Genomic DNA, 16403 nt, shown 5'->3' on the forward strand with positions numbered 1-16403 from the left:
TGGTCCGCTGGTTCCCGGCCCGCGTCGAAGTCTGCGCGGCGGGGACGGGCGGCGCCCTGGTGCCAGTGGCCGGATCCGACCGGGGGCCAGCCCCACCCCCGTGGGAGCCGCCCCCCAGCGGCCCGTAGGAACCAGTTAAGAAGACGGGGGGACTTCCGGCCTCCTCCGCCGGGACGAAAGACCCCTGCTCCTTACTGCGGAGACGCCCCCTAGGGGATCTCCCCCGTCCGGGTGAGGAGGCCTGGGGGATACCGCCGGTAGGGCCGCGGTGAGATGGTGTTCTCCGCCAATGCGTGCACAGTGAAAGGATCTTGGTGGGTACGGGGGAAGCGGGAACAGGCGCCAGTACGGGCACAGGCAGTACGGGTACGGGTACGAGTACGGACGCGGCCGGGACCGACGGGGCGCGCGCGAGACCCCGTACCGCCGTCGTCGCCGCGCTGATGCTCACGATGGGACTGGTCGCCCTCGACAGCACCATCGTGGCCACCGCCGTCCCGCAGATCGTCGGCGACCTCGGCGGCTTCTCCGTCTTCTCCTGGCTCTTCTCCGGCTACCTGCTCGCCGTCACCGTCTCGCTGCCCGTGTACGGGAAGCTGTCCGACACCTTCGGCCGCAAGCCCGTGCTCCTCTTCGGCGTCGCCCTCTTCCTGGTCGGCTCGCTGCTGTGCGCGGCCGCCTGGAACATGGCCGCCCTGATCGCCTTCCGCATCGTCCAGGGACTGGGCGGCGGAGCCCTCCAGGGCACGGTGCAGACCCTGGCCGCCGACCTGTACCCGCTGAAGGAACGACCGCGGATACAGTCCCGGATGTCCACCGTCTGGGCCACCTCCTCCGTCGCCGGACCCGCGGTCGGCGGGCTGCTCGCCGCCTACGCCGACTGGCGCTGGATCTTCCTGATCAACCTGCCGCTGGGCGGGCTGGCGCTGTGGCTGATCGTCCGGCACCTGGCCGAGCCGGTACGGGCCCGCGGGGCCCGCGGCCCCATCGACTGGGCGGGCGCGCTGGGCGTGTTCGCCTGCGGCGGGCTGCTGCTCTTCGCGCTGGTCCAGGGCGGGGTGGCCTGGCCCTGGCTGTCCGCGCCGTCGCTCGGACTGCTGGCCGGGAGCGCGGTGCTGGCCGCGGTGGTGGTCCGGGTGGAACGCCGGGCCGCGGAACCGATCCTGCCGGGCTGGGTCTGGCGCCGGCGCACCATCGCCGCCGTCAACCTCGCGATGGCCGCGCTGGGCCTGCTGATGGTGGCCCCGATGGTGTTCATGCCGACGTACGCCCAGTCCGTCCTCGGCCTCGGCCCGATCGGCGCCGGGTTCGTCATGTCGGCCATGACCCTGAGCTGGCCGATATCCGCGGCCTTCAGCCAGCACGTCTACCGCCGCATCGGCTTCCGCGACAGCGCCGTCATCGGCATGTCCCTGGCCGCCGCCGTCCTCTTCTCCTTCACCCTGCTCCCCGCGCACGCCCGGCCCTGGCAGCCCGCGCTGGTCATGCTGCTGCTCGGCTGCGCGCTCGGGCTGTTCCAGCTGCCGCTGATGATCGGCGTCCAGTCCACCGTGGGCTGGGCCGAACGCGGCACCACCACCGCCTCCGTCCTCTTCTCCCGGCAGGTCGGCCAGAGCATCGGCGCGGCGCTGCTGGGGGCCGTCGCCAACGCCACCATCGCGGCCCGGCTGGCCGACGCCCCGATGGACGGGCTGCCCGCCCACCTCGACGACGTCTCCAAGGCCCTGGCGGAGCCGGGCGCGCTGCCCGCGGCGGCCGCCGACTACCTGCGGGGCGCGGTGGCCACCGCCGTGGACCACATCTACCTGGGGGCGACGGCGGCCGCGGTGGCGGCCGTACTGGTCCTGCTCCTGCTCGCGCCGCGCCGCTTCCCGGTGCTGACGGAGGCCCAGGACCGGGAGGACCGGGAGGGCTGAGCCCCTGGCCGCCACCCTTGTGCGCGAACGGCCTTCCCGCGTCCCGGACTTGTCATGGCCTCGGCTACGCGGTACACCACGGTGGGAACCGAACCGGGGACCTGACTGGGGGAACGACACATGGCCTGGCTGCCCGCTCTGCTGACACTGCTCGCCGCACTGTGCCTGGGGTACTGGGCCCTGCGCGCCCACCCCGGCCTGGTGACCGGCCGCGACGGCCGGCTGTCCACGTCCAAGACGCTCGCCGCCGCCTGGACCGGGCTGCTCGTGTGGATGCTGGTCGTCCTGCTCGGCTACGGACTGACCCAGGGCATCGGATGGTTCCACGGCCCGGACAACCCCCTCGGCCCGCTGACCGGCGTCTACCTGCCACTGCTCGGCGGACCGTACCTCGCCCTCATCGGGGCCAAGGGCGTGGTCGGCGTACGCGTCCAGAACGGCCGCCTGTTCAAGCCGGAGAAGAAGCCCGCACCGGCAGCGGCGGGACCGGCGGCGGGACCGGAGCAGCTGCCGATGGGCGAACTCGTCTCCAACGACTCGGGCCAGACCGACCTGATGGACCTCCAGTACGTCACCTTCAGCATCGTCACGATGCTCTACGTCGCCGCCTTCTTCGTGGCCGACGTGGGCGCGGGCCTGCCGAAGCTCCCCACCGAGATCTGGGCGCTCACCGGCGCCCCGGCCGCGGCCTACCTGCTCAACAAGGTGGCCACCCGCCCCAACCCGGTCATCACCCGCGTCACCCGCGCGGGCGACCAACTGCGCATCGAGGGCGGCGGCTTCGCCGACGACGCCACCCACGGCCGGGCCAAGGTCACCATCAACGCGGAACCCCAGCAGGACGCCGACCTGGGCGCCGACGGGGTGCTGACCCTCACCCGCCCGGCCCCCGCCGACGGGCCCGAGGCGCCGTTCACGGTGTACGTGACGGCCCGCGGCCTGCGCAGCGACCCGTACGTGTACCGGGCCCCGGCCGCGGCCCCGGTCGTCACCCAGCGCCCCGCGCCGACGGACCAGCCGACCCCGGAGAGCAAGCAGCCGTAGGGCGGTTGGGGGGTTACGGGGTCTCACCCTTGGTGTGCCGGGCGTAATACCGGGCCACCCGGGCCCGGTTGCCGCAGATCCCCGCCACGCACCAGCGCCGCCGGGCGTTCGCGGGCAGGAAGAGCATCGCGCACTCCGCGCCCTCGCAGCCGCGTACGTCCGCCACCCGGGGGTCGGTCAGCAGCTCCGCCGCCGCCTCGGCCAGCTCCGCCGCGAGCCGCCGGGCGGGGTCCGCGCCCCGCCGGTGCGCCGGGGCGGTGAGCCCCTCGCCCTCCGTCCAGGCCAGTTCGCGGTGGGCCGGGGCGGCGGCCAGGGCCTCGTTCAAGGCGCGCAGCGGTCCGGCGGGCGGGCGCTGCCCCCGGCGGGCCGCTTCGAGCGCCGCGTGCGCGGCCTCCCGTACCGCGTGCACGCGGGTCAGCCCGTCCCCGGTCACGCGGGCGAGCGGGGTCAGCCGGCCGGGCTGCGCGGCCAGCCAGTCGGCGAGGCCCGCCGGAGTGGCGATCAGGTCGCCGAAGGCCGGGGAGCGGGTGTTGAGCAGGTCCAGCGCGAGCGGCTCGCCGAGGAGCGGAAAGGTCACGGTCACCCCCTCACCCTACCCTGCCTAATGCACAGAACACCCCTTGACCCATTACTCACTCTCGGCAAGACTAATGCCACCAAGCCAAGGGGAGGCATGTGATGAGCACTCCGCTCACCGTTTCGGCCGTTTCGGTTCCGCAGGTCCACCACCGGTACGCCGACGTCCAGGGCGTCCGCGTCTTCTACCGCGAGACCGGCCCCGCCGACGGACCCGTCCTCCTCCTGCTGCACGGCTTCCCGACCGCCTCGCACCAGTTCCGGCGGCTGATGGACGCGCTCGGCACCACGCACCGGCTGATCGCGCCGGACTACCCCGGCTTCGGCCACACCGAGGCGCCGGACGGGTTCACGTACACCTTCGACCGGCTCGCCGACATCGTCGAAGGCTTCACCGAGGCCCTCGGCCTCGACCGCTACGCCCTCTACGTCTTCGACTTCGGGGCCCCGGTCGGCCTGCGGCTCGCCACCCGCGCGCCCGGGCGGATCACCGGGCTCATCGTGCAGAACGGCAACGCCTACGAGGACGGACTCTCCGACATGGCCCGCGAGTTCGCGGGGCTGCGGCGCGAGGTGCCGGGCAGCGAGGAGACCGTACGGGGCCTGTTCACCCTCGACGGCACCCGCTTCCAGTACGAGACCGGCGTCGCCGACACCACGCTCGTCTCCCCCGACAGCTGGACCCTGGACCAGCACTTCCTGGACCTGCCCGGCCGCGCCGACGCCCAGGCCGACCTGGCCTTCGACTACGCCAACAACCTCACGCTGTACCCGGCCTGGCAGGAATGGCTGCGCGCCCACCGCCCGCCGACCCTCGTCCTGTGGGGCACCGGCGACCCCTTCTTCCTCCCGGCCGGTGCGAAGGCTTACGCCCGTGACCTCCCCGACGCCGAAATCCACCTCTTCGAGGGCGCGGCCCACTTCGCCCTGGAATCCCACCTCCCGGAAATCGCCCCCCTGATCGCCGACTTCCTGAGCGGCCTGCCCACGAACTAGGCGGGCCCACTCCGCCCCAGCTGGCGGCCGACCCCGCCATTCCAGCCCCGCCGGCGTTTGAGGCGCCCCCGGAGGGCCACGGCGGGCTCGGACGCGCCCCATCCAGCCTCGCCGGCGTTTGAGGCGCCCCCAGAGGGCAGGCGCAGCCGCACCCGGCGTCAGACCCCAGCGGTAACCGGCGGAGGCGGCGGGCGGGTGCCGCTCGGTTGGCCCTCCGGGGGCGCCTCAAACGCCGGCGAGGCTGGAATGGCCGGCGGCGCTGAAGGCGTCAGCCCTCGGCTGGGGCGCGGCCCGTTAGGGCGGCGAGGCTGGAGCGGACGTGGTTCATGTGGGCCCGCATCTCCTCCTGCGCCGCCTCGTGCTCCCGCAGGATCCGCTCCGTCTCCCGCCCCGCCCGCTCCTCCCGCACCCCCGCCTCCGCCAACAGCTCCGCCGCCCGCGCCTCCGCGTCCTCCTGCCCGTGCCGCGCCGCTTCCTCCAGCTCCGCGAAGTCCCGCCGGGCCTCCGCGAGCCGCCCCTCCGCGTGCCGCTCCAGCTCCGCGTAACGGGCGTCCTGCTCGGCCCCGCGCGCGGAAAGCTCCCGCTCCGCCGCGTCCCACCGCTCCGCGTGCTCCTGTTCGCGGTCCGCCAGCAGCGCCTCGCACCGGCGGCGCGTCTCCGTCAGGGCCGTCTGGGCCTGCGTCCGCCGGCCCGTGGCGTCCTCGCGCGCCTCCGCGTACGCCTCGTCCGCCTCCCGCTGGGCGCGCGCCAGCCCCTGCCGGGCCCGTACCTCCGTCTGGTCCCGCACCGCCTCCGCGTCGTGCCGGGCCAGCTCCGCCGCCCGGTCCGCGTGCGCCTCGGCGGCGCCCAGGATCGCGGACACGTCGGCCCGCGCGTCGGCCCGTACGCTGTCGGCCTCCTCCTCCACCAGCCCGAGGATCCGCCGCGCCCGCTCGCTCAGTTCGTCGTACGTCTGGGGCGCCAGCGAAGCCACCACCGCGCCCAGGCGCTGCGACTCCTCCTCCAACCGCCGCGCCAGCGCCGTCAGCCGGGCCACCCGCTCCCAGGCCTCGTCACGGCTGCCGGAGAGCCGGGCGAGATGGCGGTCCACCTCGTCCGTCCGGTAGCCCCGACCGCGCACGGTCTCGAAACCCTGAGGTCGCGGTGACATGGGTGCACTCATCCTGAAAGGGCCTCTCTCGCGTGGATTCCTGCCAAGGATGCGTCATTTCAGACCAGAAGCGGCAATGGCCGGGCCGGGACCCCGTTCGAGGGTCCCGCCCCGGCCATTGCCGTCCGAAAAGGATCAGAGCAGTCCGTCCCACATCTGTTCCAGCAGCACCGACCACCAGTTCTCCGGCGATGCCAGCGCCGCGCTGTCGAGCGCCGCCAGCTTCATCTGGAAGTCGGCCGTCCAGCGCCCCGCCTGCTCGGGCGTCAGGTGCGTGCGCAGCCGCCACATGTAGCCCAGCATCGCCATGCAGCGCGCGAACTGCGGCAGGCTCGAATTCACGAACTGCGGCGGCACCGGGCCACCGCCCGGCCCCGCCTCCACCGGAACCGCCACGATGTGCGCCGTCCCGTACTGGACACAGATGGCCTTGCCGAAGTCACTGCCCACGACCAGGTACGAACCCGCGTCCGGCGCGGGCTGCACCTGCCGCTGCGCCGCCAGCTCCGCCAGCGTCGGCACCGGCTGCCCCGGTACGGCCTGCGCCCAGAAGAACGGACCGAAGTCCACCGGCAGACCCGACCACACCAGCGTCTGCGCGACGATCTCCGGCACGCCCTGGCGGGACACCGCGCGCTGCTCGAAGCGGAACACGCCCTGCGGACCGAAGGCCTGCGTCAGCTCGGAGGCGATCGCCTCCAGCGGGATCGCGGGCTCCAGCGGTACCTGCGGCAGCGGCGCCCGTACCGGCGCGGGGCGCGCCGGACCGTCCGCCACCTGGTGCAGCTCACCCTGATGGGTGAGCAGGTGCCGCATGCCCTGCTGACGGCCCGCGTGATCCGTGCCGTACGGCGCCACGCTCGTGATCCGCACCTGCGGCCAGGTCTCGCGGATCATCCGCGCGCAGTAACCGCCGGGCAGCTCACAGGACTCCAGCTCCGTGTGCAGCTCCAGCACCTGCTGCGGGGGCACGCCCATGGCGCGCAGCTCGTGCAGGATCTGCCACTCCGGGTGCGGAGTGCCGGGCGCCGAGCGGCGGATGAGCTGCTGCTCGGAACCGTCCTGGCCGCGGTAGCGCAGCACGGCCTGGTAGCCGGGGCCGACGGTCGGCACCCCGGTCGCCTGCGGCTGCGGCTGCTGCGGCGCCTGCGGTACGGGCCCGGGCGCGCCCGGAGGCCTGCCCGGCTGACCGGGAGGCGCGGGCGGCTGAACCACGGCGGGCCCGGCCAGCATCGTCGCGGCGTGCTGCACACCACCGGCACCGCCCCCGGGCGCACCCGGCGGACCGGGCGGCGCGGGCGGCTGCCCGGGCGGCTGGATGACAGCCGGACCGGCGAGCATCGTGGCCGCATACTGCGCACCACCGGCACCGGCACCGGGCGCCCCGGGCGGACCAGGAGGCGCGGGCGGCTGACCCGCCCCCGGCGCACCCGGCGGACCGGGAGGCGCCGGCGGCTGAACCACGGCCGGACCGGCCAGCATCGTGGCGGCGTACGGCACCCCGCCACCCCCACTGCCACCGGGAGCCCCCGGCGGACCAGGAGGCACGGGCGGCTGACCGGGCGGCTGAACGACAGCCGGACCGGCCAGCATCGTGGCCGCGTACTGCCCACCACCGGCACCGGCACCGGGCGCCCCCGGCGGCCCGGGAGGCGCAGGCGGCTGCCCGGCCCCCGGACGCCCGGCCCCGGGCACCCCGGGCGGCCCCGGCGGCACCGAAGCCGCGGGCCGGTTCACCCGAGCCTTGCTCGTAGGCGCATCGGCAATATCACTCCCCCGCGCCGAACCCGCCCCAGACCCTCCGGGCCCGACGGGAGCGACGGGCACACCGGACGCGCCGGGGCCGCCGGGAACACCGGGAACGGCGTGACCACCGGGCACACCAGCCCCGGGCCCACCCGGGCCACCGGGCGCACCGGGCGCACCGGGCGCACCGGGATACCCGTAACCACCGGGCGCACCAGCGCCACCAGGAGCACCGGACGCACCGGACGCACCGGCACCAGGAGCACCATGGCCACCAGACGCACCGGGACCACCAGCGGAGCCGGGGGCCACGTGCCCACCGGGCGCACCCGGAGCGCCGGGCGCACCGGCGGAACCGGGACCACCGTGCCCACCGGGCACACCCGGGCCACCAGGGGCCCCGGGCGCACCCGAGCCGCCGGAGGCCCCGGGCGCACCCGGACCACCGGGCGCACCGGGGTACCCGTAACCACCCGGCGCACCAGCGCCACCAGGGCCGCCCGGCCCACCGTGCCCGCTGGGCGCAGCCGAGCCCCCGGGGGCACCCGGATACCCATAACCACCAGCCGCACCAGCAGCACCCTGGCCGCCAGGGGCCCCAGCCGCACCCGGGCCACCGTGACCACCGGAGACCCCGGGCCCGCCGGGGCCACCAGGCCCACCGGGCCCAGCGGGCACACCCTGCCCACCGGAAGCCCCAGGCGCAGCCGCACCGGCAGCCGAACCCGTCAACGGCCCCAGCGCCGGGGCGATCGCGGTGGCCGGGAGCTGGCTGCCGCCTGAGATGAGCTGCGTCTTCGCCTCCGCCGAAACGGCGGGCCGCGCGGGGCCCTCCAGGTCCGCCCCGGACAGCGGCGGCGCGAACACCGTCGCGGGCAGCGGCACGGACACGTCGTCCGCGCCCTCGTTCACATCCGTCCCGGCCCACGGGGTCGCCCCCACGGGAGCCACGGGCGCAGCCGGAACACCGGCCGGAGCGGCCGGCTCCGGCTCACGCGAGCCCGAGCCGGACCCCAGGCCGGAGCTCGACCCTGCCCCGGGGCCCGAGCCCGAGCCCGCCCCCGGGCCGGGGCCCGAAGCCGAACCCCCACCCGCAGCCGCCGCAGGCCTCGGCGCGATGCCTGCCCTGTCCGCCGCCTCCTGGAGCCATTCCGGCGGGCTCAGGATGAACGACGTCTGCTCCGCGTCGATCCGCGGCGACGGCACGGACGGCTCCGGCGACGCCGCCGACACCCCGTACTCCTCCTCGTAGCGCCGGATGACCTCGCCCACCGGCAGGCCCGGCCACAGCGTCGCCTCGCCGCTGTCCCGCGCGATCACCAGCCGCTGGCGGCCGCCCTGGGACACCGGACCGGCGGCCCGGTCCTCCGCCCACACCACGAAGCCGAGGCCGAACTCCCGTACCCGCACCTCCCGGTGCTGATATCCGGGTACGTCCCCGTTGATCCATTCCTCGGCGCGCTCCTGCGCCTGCGCAAACGTCACCACTGCGCCGTCACCCCTCCACCGCTACCGGAACCGAACGCGCGAATCCGCCGTCCACCATCAGACCGGCCACCGACTCCAGCTCCGGCGGGTTGCCCGCCAACCGTTCGAGAAAGGCGTCGAAATCGGTACCGCACGGCAGCAACAGACGCTCCACGCGCTCCTGGACCGACCAGCCGTCCCGGTCGCGCGCGTCGTCGTACGGCGAGAACCACACCGACCCGATCGCCCCGTTCGCCTCGCCCTTGACCTTCACCGCGATCAGACCGCCCTGCGCGAAGGCCACGCACAGGTAGTCCTTCGTCAGGTGGTCCCGCAGACACTTGTTGACGTACACCAGGTCGTTGACCGCCGCTTCCTCACGCACCGTGAAGAACGGCTGGTCGACCAGCAGACCCAGGTCCACGTCCAGCCCGGCGCCGACCGGCGCGCAGCCGCCCGCCGCCTTCAGGAACGAGCGGTAGGCCTCCGGCAGCCGGTAGCCGAGGTCCTCCTCGACGCCCTGCACCTGCGCCTCGCCCACCGAGACCACCGTCTTCGGCAGTCCCAGGTGCACCGGACGCACCTCCTGCAACGCCCGCGTCCCGCGCTTCTCGTGGTCCACGGGAGCCGTCGCGAGCCCGGCGTGGTGCCGCAGCAGCGCCTTCACCTCGACCGGGACCAGCTCCAGGCGCCGGGAACCCGCCACGTGGTGCCAGGTCCAGCCGTGCGGGGTCGCCACCGGCCCCACCGTGTCCCACAGCTCGTGCCCGGCGGCGCGCATGGCGGCGTTCGCGGAGACGATGTCCGTCAGCCGCAGTTCGTCGACACCGAAGCCCTCCGGCGGTTCGGCGATCTCCACCGCCGCCCGCGCGTACCGCGAGAAGTCGGGATGCCCGTCCCCGCTGATCCGCACTCCGTGGGGATGGCGCGCGGCCCGGACGGGGTCCGGGAAATGCACGACCTGCCCCGAGTACGCGGCGTTGGGTGGCGCGGCCTGCTGCCCGAGCCGACCTGTCGTCATGGCGGTAGCCCCCTGCTGGATCTGGCTGGTTCACCACAGCCTATGCGGTGCGGCAAGACCGGCACCCTTCCCCGGCCGGGACCCTGACGGACGCCCGCGGCCCCCGGCCGGGAACATCCGGGGAACATCCGAATTGATACGAATATTCGACCCCGCTTCCGCACCACAGGGGACATTTGACAGGCTGTCCCCGCAGCACGGGGGCGTGCGCGACAGCGGCCCGACAGCGGTCGGCGCCGCGGCCACGGGAGGGAAAGCGCCACATGCGGAACACGATTGCCAGCACACCGGCCCGCAATGACCCGCGGACGGGCCCGCAGCCAGGCCCTCAGCAGGGTCCGCAGCCGGGGCCGGTGGGCGATGCGCCCGACGGCGCCACCGCCCACGCCACCGGCACCGCGGGCGACCCCAGACTGCGCTGGAGCAGCACCGACGGCCCCGCCGTCCCGGTGCTCCGCTTCCGCCGCGACGGCATCCTCCCCACCATCGCCGCGGCCCTGTCCGTACGCGGCGAGACCCTCACCGGCACTGCGGGCAAGGCCGACCAGCCGCCCGTCCTGCACCCCCTGGTCAAGGACTTCCTCGACACCCTCACCAGCGGCCAGCGGGAACGCTTCACCGGCCGCTGCCCCGAGGCGATCCTGCTCTCCCGCCACCTCGCCGCCGTCGAGGAGGGCCGCAGCAGGCGCGCCTCCCGCAAACCCCTCACGCCGAACGAAGCCCGCCGGTCCCTCAAGCACGCCAAGATCACCGCCAGCCGCATCCGCGAAGCGGGCGACCCCCTGCACGGCAGCTACGCACCCCCCTGCCGCTCCTGCGACGCCATGCTCGCCCACTTCGGCGTCCGGGCCGTCGACCTCACCGCCACCGCGTCCGCCACCGAGAAGGCCTGACCCCACGCCGATGACCGCCTCAGCCTCCTACGACCGCTCCTCGGCGACCCGCTTCCCGCAGGCCGTCGACACCGCGCTGCGCACCGCCGGCTGGCAGCCCGGCCGCTGGGACATCAAACAGGCCGAGTACTGGGCCGACTCCCTGCGCGACCACACCACCCCGGCCGGGCACCGGCACACCGTCTTCCCCGCCGCCGTCGAGGCCTGGGCCGAATTCGGCGGGCTCACCGTCACCGCCCCCGGGCCCGGGCGCCAGATAGCCCCGACGCCCGTCCGCATCGACCCGCTGACCGGCCTGCACCTCGCCCGTACCTTCGCCGACCTGGGGCGCGCCCTGTCCACCCGGCTCTGCCCGCTGGGCACCGAGGCGGACGGCGCCTCCCACCTCGCCGTCGACGCCGAGGGCCGCGTCTACTCCATCGACCACACCGGCGACTGGTACCTCGGCGCGAGCATCGACGAAGCCCTCACCGCCCTCCTCACCGGCCTCCAGCCGACCCGCCTCAGGACCGCGCCCCCTCACCCCTAGTGCTGTGACCGGAAAGCCGGCCACAGCACTAGCGGGTGTCCGGCAGCACCGCCGACACCCTGAACCCGCCGCCGTCCACCGGCCCCGACACGAACACCCCGCCGAGCCCGAGCACCCGCTCGCGCATGCCGACCAGCCCGTTCCCCCCACTGGGCAGCCCCGGCTCGGCGGCCTCGCCGTCGCACGGGCCGTTCTCCACCTGCATGGCCACCTCCCCCGCCCGGTGCGCGAGCCGTACGACGACCCGCGCGCCCGGCGCGTGCTTGTGGCAGTTGGTCAGCGCCTCCTGCACCACGCGGTACGCCGTCTGCTCCACCTCGGCCGCGTACCCGACCGCGCCCCCTTCGCGCGGCGGCTCCCCGTGCACCTCGAACTCCACCGCCATCCCGGCCGCCCGGGACTGCCCGACCAGCGCCTCCAGCTCCGCGAGCGAGGGCCCGTCCTCCACCGTCCCCACCGTCCCCACCAGCGCCACCACGGCCGGTGCGGGCGCGGGGGCCGACGAGGACGCCCGCAGCACCCCGAGCATCTCCCGCAGCTCCGTCAGCGCCTGGCGCCCCATGTCACCCACCAGCGCGGCGTTGCGTACCGCCTTCGCCGGATCCTTCACGGCCACCGCCTCCAGGGCCGCCGCGTGCACCACCATCAGCGACACCCGGTGGGCCACCACGTCGTGCATCTCCCGCGCGATCCGGGTCCGCTCCTCGGTACGGGCCCACTCGGCCCGCTCCTCCGCCCGGTCGGCCAGCAGCGACAGCTCCCGCTCCAGCGAGTCGGCGCGCTCCTGGAGGCTCTCCATCAGCCGCCGCCGGGCCCCGATGTACAGGCCGAAGAGCACCGGGGGCACGGTCAGCGCCACCGCCATGAACACGGACAGCACGATCACGAGGAACCGTTCGCCCTCGATGTCCCCGCGCGTGCGCAGATACGTGACAACGAAGGTCCCCACGAGCGACATCGACCCGAGCACGGCCGTGACCCGCTTCGGCGCCTCGGAGGCGGCCAGCGTGTACAGGCCCACCACGCCCAGCACGAACCCCATGGCCGCGGGCGTGATCGCGATCCCGAGCAGCACCACGGCGACGGGCCACCGCCGCCGCGCCACGAGCGCACCCCCGACGAACACCCCGAACAGCACCCCGAGCACCGAAGGCATCCCGACGTCGCGGGCGAACACCACCCCCTCGAACCCGCACTCGACGGCCGACACCGCGCCGAGCCCCACGTCCAGCGCGGCCTCCCGCCGCCGCTCCCACCACCACGGCCCGTCCCGCCCGGCCCCGCCCCGCTCTTCCCCCGTCAAGGTCATACGGCCAGCCTACGCACGGCCTCCGGCGCGCACGCGCCGTAAATCCCTTCGACGCGAACCGGCGCCGAAGCGCCGACATTTACCGTCGCACGCAGGGCGCTCGGTGCGGCATAGTAGGTGCGGCGCAGATCGGACCGAAGAGCTGGAATGTCTGGTTTGAGTTGATTCACCATCCCCTGTGGTGTAATTGGCAGCACTGAGGCTTTTGGTGCCTTAAGTCCGGGTTCGAGTCCTGGCGGGGGAGCTTGAGACGTTCGGGTCCTGACCATCGCGGTCGGGACCCGCGTTCGTTTACGGCCCCCCACCCCCCGGTATCCTTCGTGCGTCCAGCACCCGAAGCCGAAGGGCCCATCCGTGAGCGCCAATCGCCCGGCAGCCGTCGTCGTACTCGCAGCGGGGGAAGGCACCCGCATGAAGTCGGCGACCCCCAAGGTTCTGCACGAGATCTGCGGGCGCACGCTCGTGGGTCACGTCGTCGCCGCCTCGCGCGAGCTGGACCCCGCGCACCTCGTCGTGGTCGTCGGCCACGCCCGCGAGCAGGTCACCGCGCACCTCGCCGGTATCGACGCGGGTGTCCGTACCGCCGTCCAGTACGAGCAGAACGGCACCGGGCACGCCGTCCGGATGGGGCTCGAAGAGCTGGGCGGGGAGATCACCGGCACGGTGGTCGTCGTCTGCGGCGACACCCCGCTGCTGACCGGCGAAACCCTGGCGCAGCTCACCGCCACGCACGAGGCCGACGGCAATGCCGTCACCGTGCTGACGGCCGAGGTCCCCGACTCCACCGGCTACGGGCGGATCATCCGCGACGCGGCCACCGGCTCCGTCACGGCGATCGTCGAGCACAAGGACGCCACCGACGCGCAGCGCGCGATCCTGGAGATCAACTCCGGGGTCTTCGCCTTCGACGGGGCGCTGCTGAGCGACGCCCTCGGCAAGGTCCGCACCGACAACAGCCAGGGCGAGGAGTACCTCACCGACGTGCTGGAGATCCTGCGCAAGAGCGGCCACCGGGTGGGCGCGGCCGTCGGCGGGGACCACCGCGAGATCCTCGGGATCAACAACCGGGTGCAGCTGGCCCAGGCCCGCACCCTGCTGAACGCGCGCCTGCTGGAGCGGGCCATGCTCGCGGGCGTGACGGTGGTCGACCCGGCCTCCACGCTGGTCGACGTGACGGTGACCTTCGGGCAGGACGCGATCGTGCACCCCGGGACGCAGCTGCTCGGCGCGACGCACATCGCGGAGAACGCCGAGGTCGGCCCGAACACCCGGCTGAAGGACACCCGGGTGGGCGCGGGCGCCCGCGTGGACAACACGGTGGCTGACACGGCCGTCATCGGGGCGTCGGCGACGGTGGGCCCGTTCGCGTACCTGCGGCCGGGCACGAACCTCGGGGTGAAGTCCAAGGCCGGTACGTACGTCGAGATGAAGAACGCGACGATCGGCGAGGGCACCAAGGTGCCCCACCTGTCCTACGTGGGCGACGCGACCATCGGCGAGTACACGAACATCGGCGCGGCGAGCGTCTTCGTGAACTACGACGGCGAGCACAAGCACCACACGTTCGTCGGCTCACACTGCAAGACGGGCTCCGACAACATGTTTGTGGCTCCCATCACCATCGGGGACGGCGCCTACACGGCGGCCGGATCGGTGATCACGAAGGACGTTCCGCCCGGCGCGCTGGCCGTGGCCCGTGGTCAGCAGCGGAATATCGAGGGCTGGGTGGCCCGCAAGCGTCCGGGAAGCGCCGCGGCTCAGGCGGCTCAGTCGGGGTCCACGGAGGGCCCCGACAAGGCCTGAGGGTGAACTGACCGGAAACAGGTACGCCCGCGACGGCGTACCGTGATAGGTGCACGCAATTCGGCTGGCTGACCGTGTGCGGGACGGACGCACACGGGGGCGAGCAGCTTTCAACACGTCTGAGGAGACTGTGCTGTGACCGGGATCAAGACGACCGGCGAGAAGAAGCTGATGCTCTTCTCCGGCCGCGCCCACCCCGAGCTGGCCGAGGAGGTCGCGCACCAGCTCGGTGTCGGCCTCGTGCCGACCAAGGCTTTCGACTTCGCGAACGGCGAGATCTACGTCCGCTTCCAGGAGTCGGCTCGTGGCGCGGACTGCTTCCTGATCCAGAGCCACACGGCTCCGATCAACAAGTGGATCATGGAGCAGCTGATCATGATCGACGCGCTGAAGCGCGCGTCGGCCCGCTCCATCACCGTGATCGTGCCGTCCTACGGCTACGCCCGCCAGGACAAGAAGCACAAGGGCCGCGAGCCGATCTCGGCCCGTCTGGTCGCGGACCTGCTGAAGACCGCGGGCGCCGACCGCATCCTGACGGTCGACCTGCACACCGACCAGATCCAGGGCTTCTTCGACGGCCCGGTCGACCACCTCTCCGCCCTGTCGGTCCTCGCGGACTACGTCGGCGCCAAGGTGGACCGTTCCAAGCTGACCATCGTGTCCCCGGACGCCGGCCGCGTGCGCGTCGCCGACCGCTGGTGCGACCGTCTGGACGCGCCGCTGGCGATCGTGCACAAGCGCCGCGACAAGGACGTCGCCAACCAGGTGACCGTCCACGAGGTCGTCGGTGAGGTCAAGGGCCGTGTCTGCGTCCTGGTCGACGACATGATCGACACGGGTGGCACCATCTGCGCCGCCGCCGACGCGCTGTTCGCGCACGGCGCGGAGGACGTCATCGTGACGGCCACGCACGGCATCCTGTCGGGCCCGGCCGCGGACCGTCTGAAGAACTCCAAGGTCAGCGAGTTCGTGTTCACGAACACGCTGCCGGACCCCTCGGACCTGGAGCTGGACAAGATCACGGTGCTGTCGATCGCCCCGATGATCGCCCGCGCGGTGCGCGAGGTCTTCGAGGACGGCTCGGTCACCAGCCTGTTCGAAGAGCAGCAGTGAGCACGTCCGCTGTGAGCTAGATCCTTTTTGGGTACGGCCTCCCCGCCGGGTACACTCCTTGAGTTGCTCGGCGAGGGAGGCCGTACCTGTTCGCGACGTGTTCGCGCGGGTATCCGGTGCTCCGTTATCGACGCGCTCTTCGTAGCAGGCCGTGTTCCGGCCGGGTGACTGCCGTCCATTTCCGTCACCCCACGAGGAGTGAGCATGTCCGAGATCAAGCTTGCCGCGCAGGTCCGCGAAAACTTCGGCAAGGGCTCCGCCCGCCAGGCCCGTCGCGACGCCCTGACCCCCGCGGTCATCTACGGCCACGGCACCGAGCCGAAGCACGTCAACGTCGACGCCCACGCCCTTCAGCTGGCGCTGCGCACCCCGAACGTCCTGCTCTCCCTGGACATCGCGGGCGGCGGCACCGAGCTGGTCATCCCGAAGGCCGTGCAGAAGCACCCGCTGAAGCGCTCGATCTCGCACGTCGACTTCCTGATCGTCAAGAAGGGCGAGAAGGTCACCGTCGACGTCGCGATCGTCACCGAGGGCGACCTGGCCGCGGGCGGCAACATGCTGGAGACCCTCCAGAACACCATCTCCGTCGAGGCCGAGGCCACCCACATCCCGACCGAGGTCACCGTCTCGATCGCGGGCCTGGAGGCCGGTGCCACCATCCACGCCAAGGACCTGGTCCTCCCGGCGGGCACCACCCTGGCCGTCGACGGCGACATCGCCGTCCTGCAGGTCATCGGCGCGCAGGCCGAGGAGCCGGCCGCCGAGGGCACCGAGGCCTGAGCCTCCCCGCTCATCAGTTGCTGACCGACCGCCGTCCGGCTCCACTGGAGCGGGACGGCG

General features: G+C 73.5%; 14 protein-coding genes and 1 tRNA gene. 10 read left to right on the forward strand and 5 right to left on the reverse strand.

Annotated elements, in window-relative coordinates; genetic code table 11:
* Positions 1–314: 314 nt before the first annotated feature.
* Entirely contained in the window at positions 315–1916 is a 1602-nt protein-coding gene (locus tag OHS33_RS14640) for an MDR family MFS transporter (RefSeq protein WP_330330838.1), read from the forward strand.
* A gap of 120 nt (positions 1917–2036) precedes the next feature.
* The gene (locus tag OHS33_RS14645) at positions 2037–2960 is read left to right on the forward strand and encodes a hypothetical protein (protein ID WP_330330839.1); all 924 of its coding nucleotides are present in this window, start codon (positions 2037–2039) and stop codon (positions 2958–2960) included.
* A gap of 13 nt (positions 2961–2973) precedes the next feature.
* Here the strand turns inward: OHS33_RS14645 and OHS33_RS14650 are convergent, their stop codons facing one another.
* Positions 2974–3543 (reverse strand): CGNR zinc finger domain-containing protein, encoded by a 570-nt coding sequence (locus OHS33_RS14650; RefSeq protein ID WP_330330840.1) that lies wholly within the window; start codon positions 3541–3543, stop codon positions 2974–2976.
* Positions 3544–3638: 95 nt separating this feature from the next.
* Here OHS33_RS14650 and OHS33_RS14655 point away from each other — a divergent pair, with 95 nt between their 5' ends.
* Positions 3639–4532 (forward strand): alpha/beta fold hydrolase, encoded by an 894-nt coding sequence (locus tag OHS33_RS14655; RefSeq protein WP_330330841.1) that lies wholly within the window; start codon positions 3639–3641, stop codon positions 4530–4532.
* Positions 4533–4800: 268 nt separating this feature from the next.
* Here OHS33_RS14655 and OHS33_RS14660 read toward each other — a convergent pair whose 3' ends face one another.
* A complete protein-coding gene (locus tag OHS33_RS14660) occupies positions 4801–5682 on the reverse strand; it encodes a cellulose-binding protein (RefSeq protein WP_330330842.1) in 882 nt (293 codons plus the stop codon).
* A gap of 135 nt (positions 5683–5817) precedes the next feature.
* Positions 5818–8748 (reverse strand): SUKH-4 family immunity protein, encoded by a 2931-nt coding sequence (locus tag OHS33_RS14665; protein ID WP_443065445.1) that lies wholly within the window; start codon positions 8746–8748, stop codon positions 5818–5820.
* Between OHS33_RS14665 and OHS33_RS14675 the strand changes: the two genes are divergently transcribed.
* Positions 8687–8851 carry a hypothetical protein gene (locus tag OHS33_RS14675; protein ID WP_330335349.1) on the forward strand — a complete coding sequence of 55 codons (165 nt, stop codon included), beginning with the start codon at positions 8687–8689 and terminating at the stop codon, positions 8849–8851. The two genes, OHS33_RS14665 and OHS33_RS14675, sit on opposite strands and share 62 nt — an antisense overlap.
* 72 nt (positions 8852–8923) lie before the next feature.
* Here the strand turns inward: OHS33_RS14675 and OHS33_RS14680 are convergent, their stop codons facing one another.
* A complete protein-coding gene (locus OHS33_RS14680; protein ID WP_330330843.1) occupies positions 8924–9916 on the reverse strand; it encodes an SMI1/KNR4 family protein in 993 nt (330 codons plus the stop codon).
* 263 nt (positions 9917–10179) lie between these two features.
* On the opposite strand from OHS33_RS14680, the gene OHS33_RS14685 reads away from it, so the two are divergent.
* Entirely contained in the window at positions 10180–10809 is a 630-nt protein-coding gene (locus OHS33_RS14685) for a YwqJ-related putative deaminase (protein WP_330330844.1), read from the forward strand.
* A 10-nt stretch (positions 10810–10819) separates the two neighbouring features.
* A complete protein-coding gene (locus tag OHS33_RS14690; protein WP_330330845.1) occupies positions 10820–11338 on the forward strand; it encodes an SUKH-3 domain-containing protein in 519 nt (172 codons plus the stop codon).
* Between the two features lie 28 nt (positions 11339–11366).
* On the opposite strand, the gene OHS33_RS14695 is transcribed toward OHS33_RS14690, so the two are convergent.
* Positions 11367–12647 carry a sensor histidine kinase gene (locus tag OHS33_RS14695; RefSeq protein WP_330330846.1) on the reverse strand — a complete coding sequence of 427 codons (1281 nt, stop codon included), beginning with the start codon at positions 12645–12647 and terminating at the stop codon, positions 11367–11369.
* A 172-nt stretch (positions 12648–12819) separates the two neighbouring features.
* Here OHS33_RS14695 and OHS33_RS14700 point away from each other — a divergent pair.
* From OHS33_RS14700 to OHS33_RS14715, 4 genes are all read left to right on the forward strand, one after another.
* Positions 12820–12891, forward strand: a tRNA-Gln gene (locus tag OHS33_RS14700).
* 110 nt (positions 12892–13001) lie between these two features.
* Positions 13002–14450, forward strand: a complete 1449-nt coding sequence (glmU, locus tag OHS33_RS14705) for a bifunctional UDP-N-acetylglucosamine diphosphorylase/glucosamine-1-phosphate N-acetyltransferase GlmU (RefSeq protein ID WP_330330847.1) — start codon at positions 13002–13004, stop codon at positions 14448–14450.
* A 135-nt stretch (positions 14451–14585) separates the two neighbouring features.
* Entirely contained in the window at positions 14586–15563 is a 978-nt protein-coding gene (locus OHS33_RS14710; RefSeq protein ID WP_112451977.1) for a ribose-phosphate diphosphokinase, read from the forward strand.
* 204 nt (positions 15564–15767) lie between these two features.
* Positions 15768–16343 (forward strand): 50S ribosomal protein L25/general stress protein Ctc, encoded by a 576-nt coding sequence (locus OHS33_RS14715; RefSeq protein WP_330330848.1) that lies wholly within the window; start codon positions 15768–15770, stop codon positions 16341–16343.
* The last annotated feature ends 60 nt before the right edge of the window (positions 16344–16403 follow it).

It is taken from the genome of Streptomyces sp. NBC_00536, from assembly GCF_036346295.1.
Classification (GTDB): Bacteria; Actinomycetota; Actinomycetes; order Streptomycetales; family Streptomycetaceae; genus Streptomyces.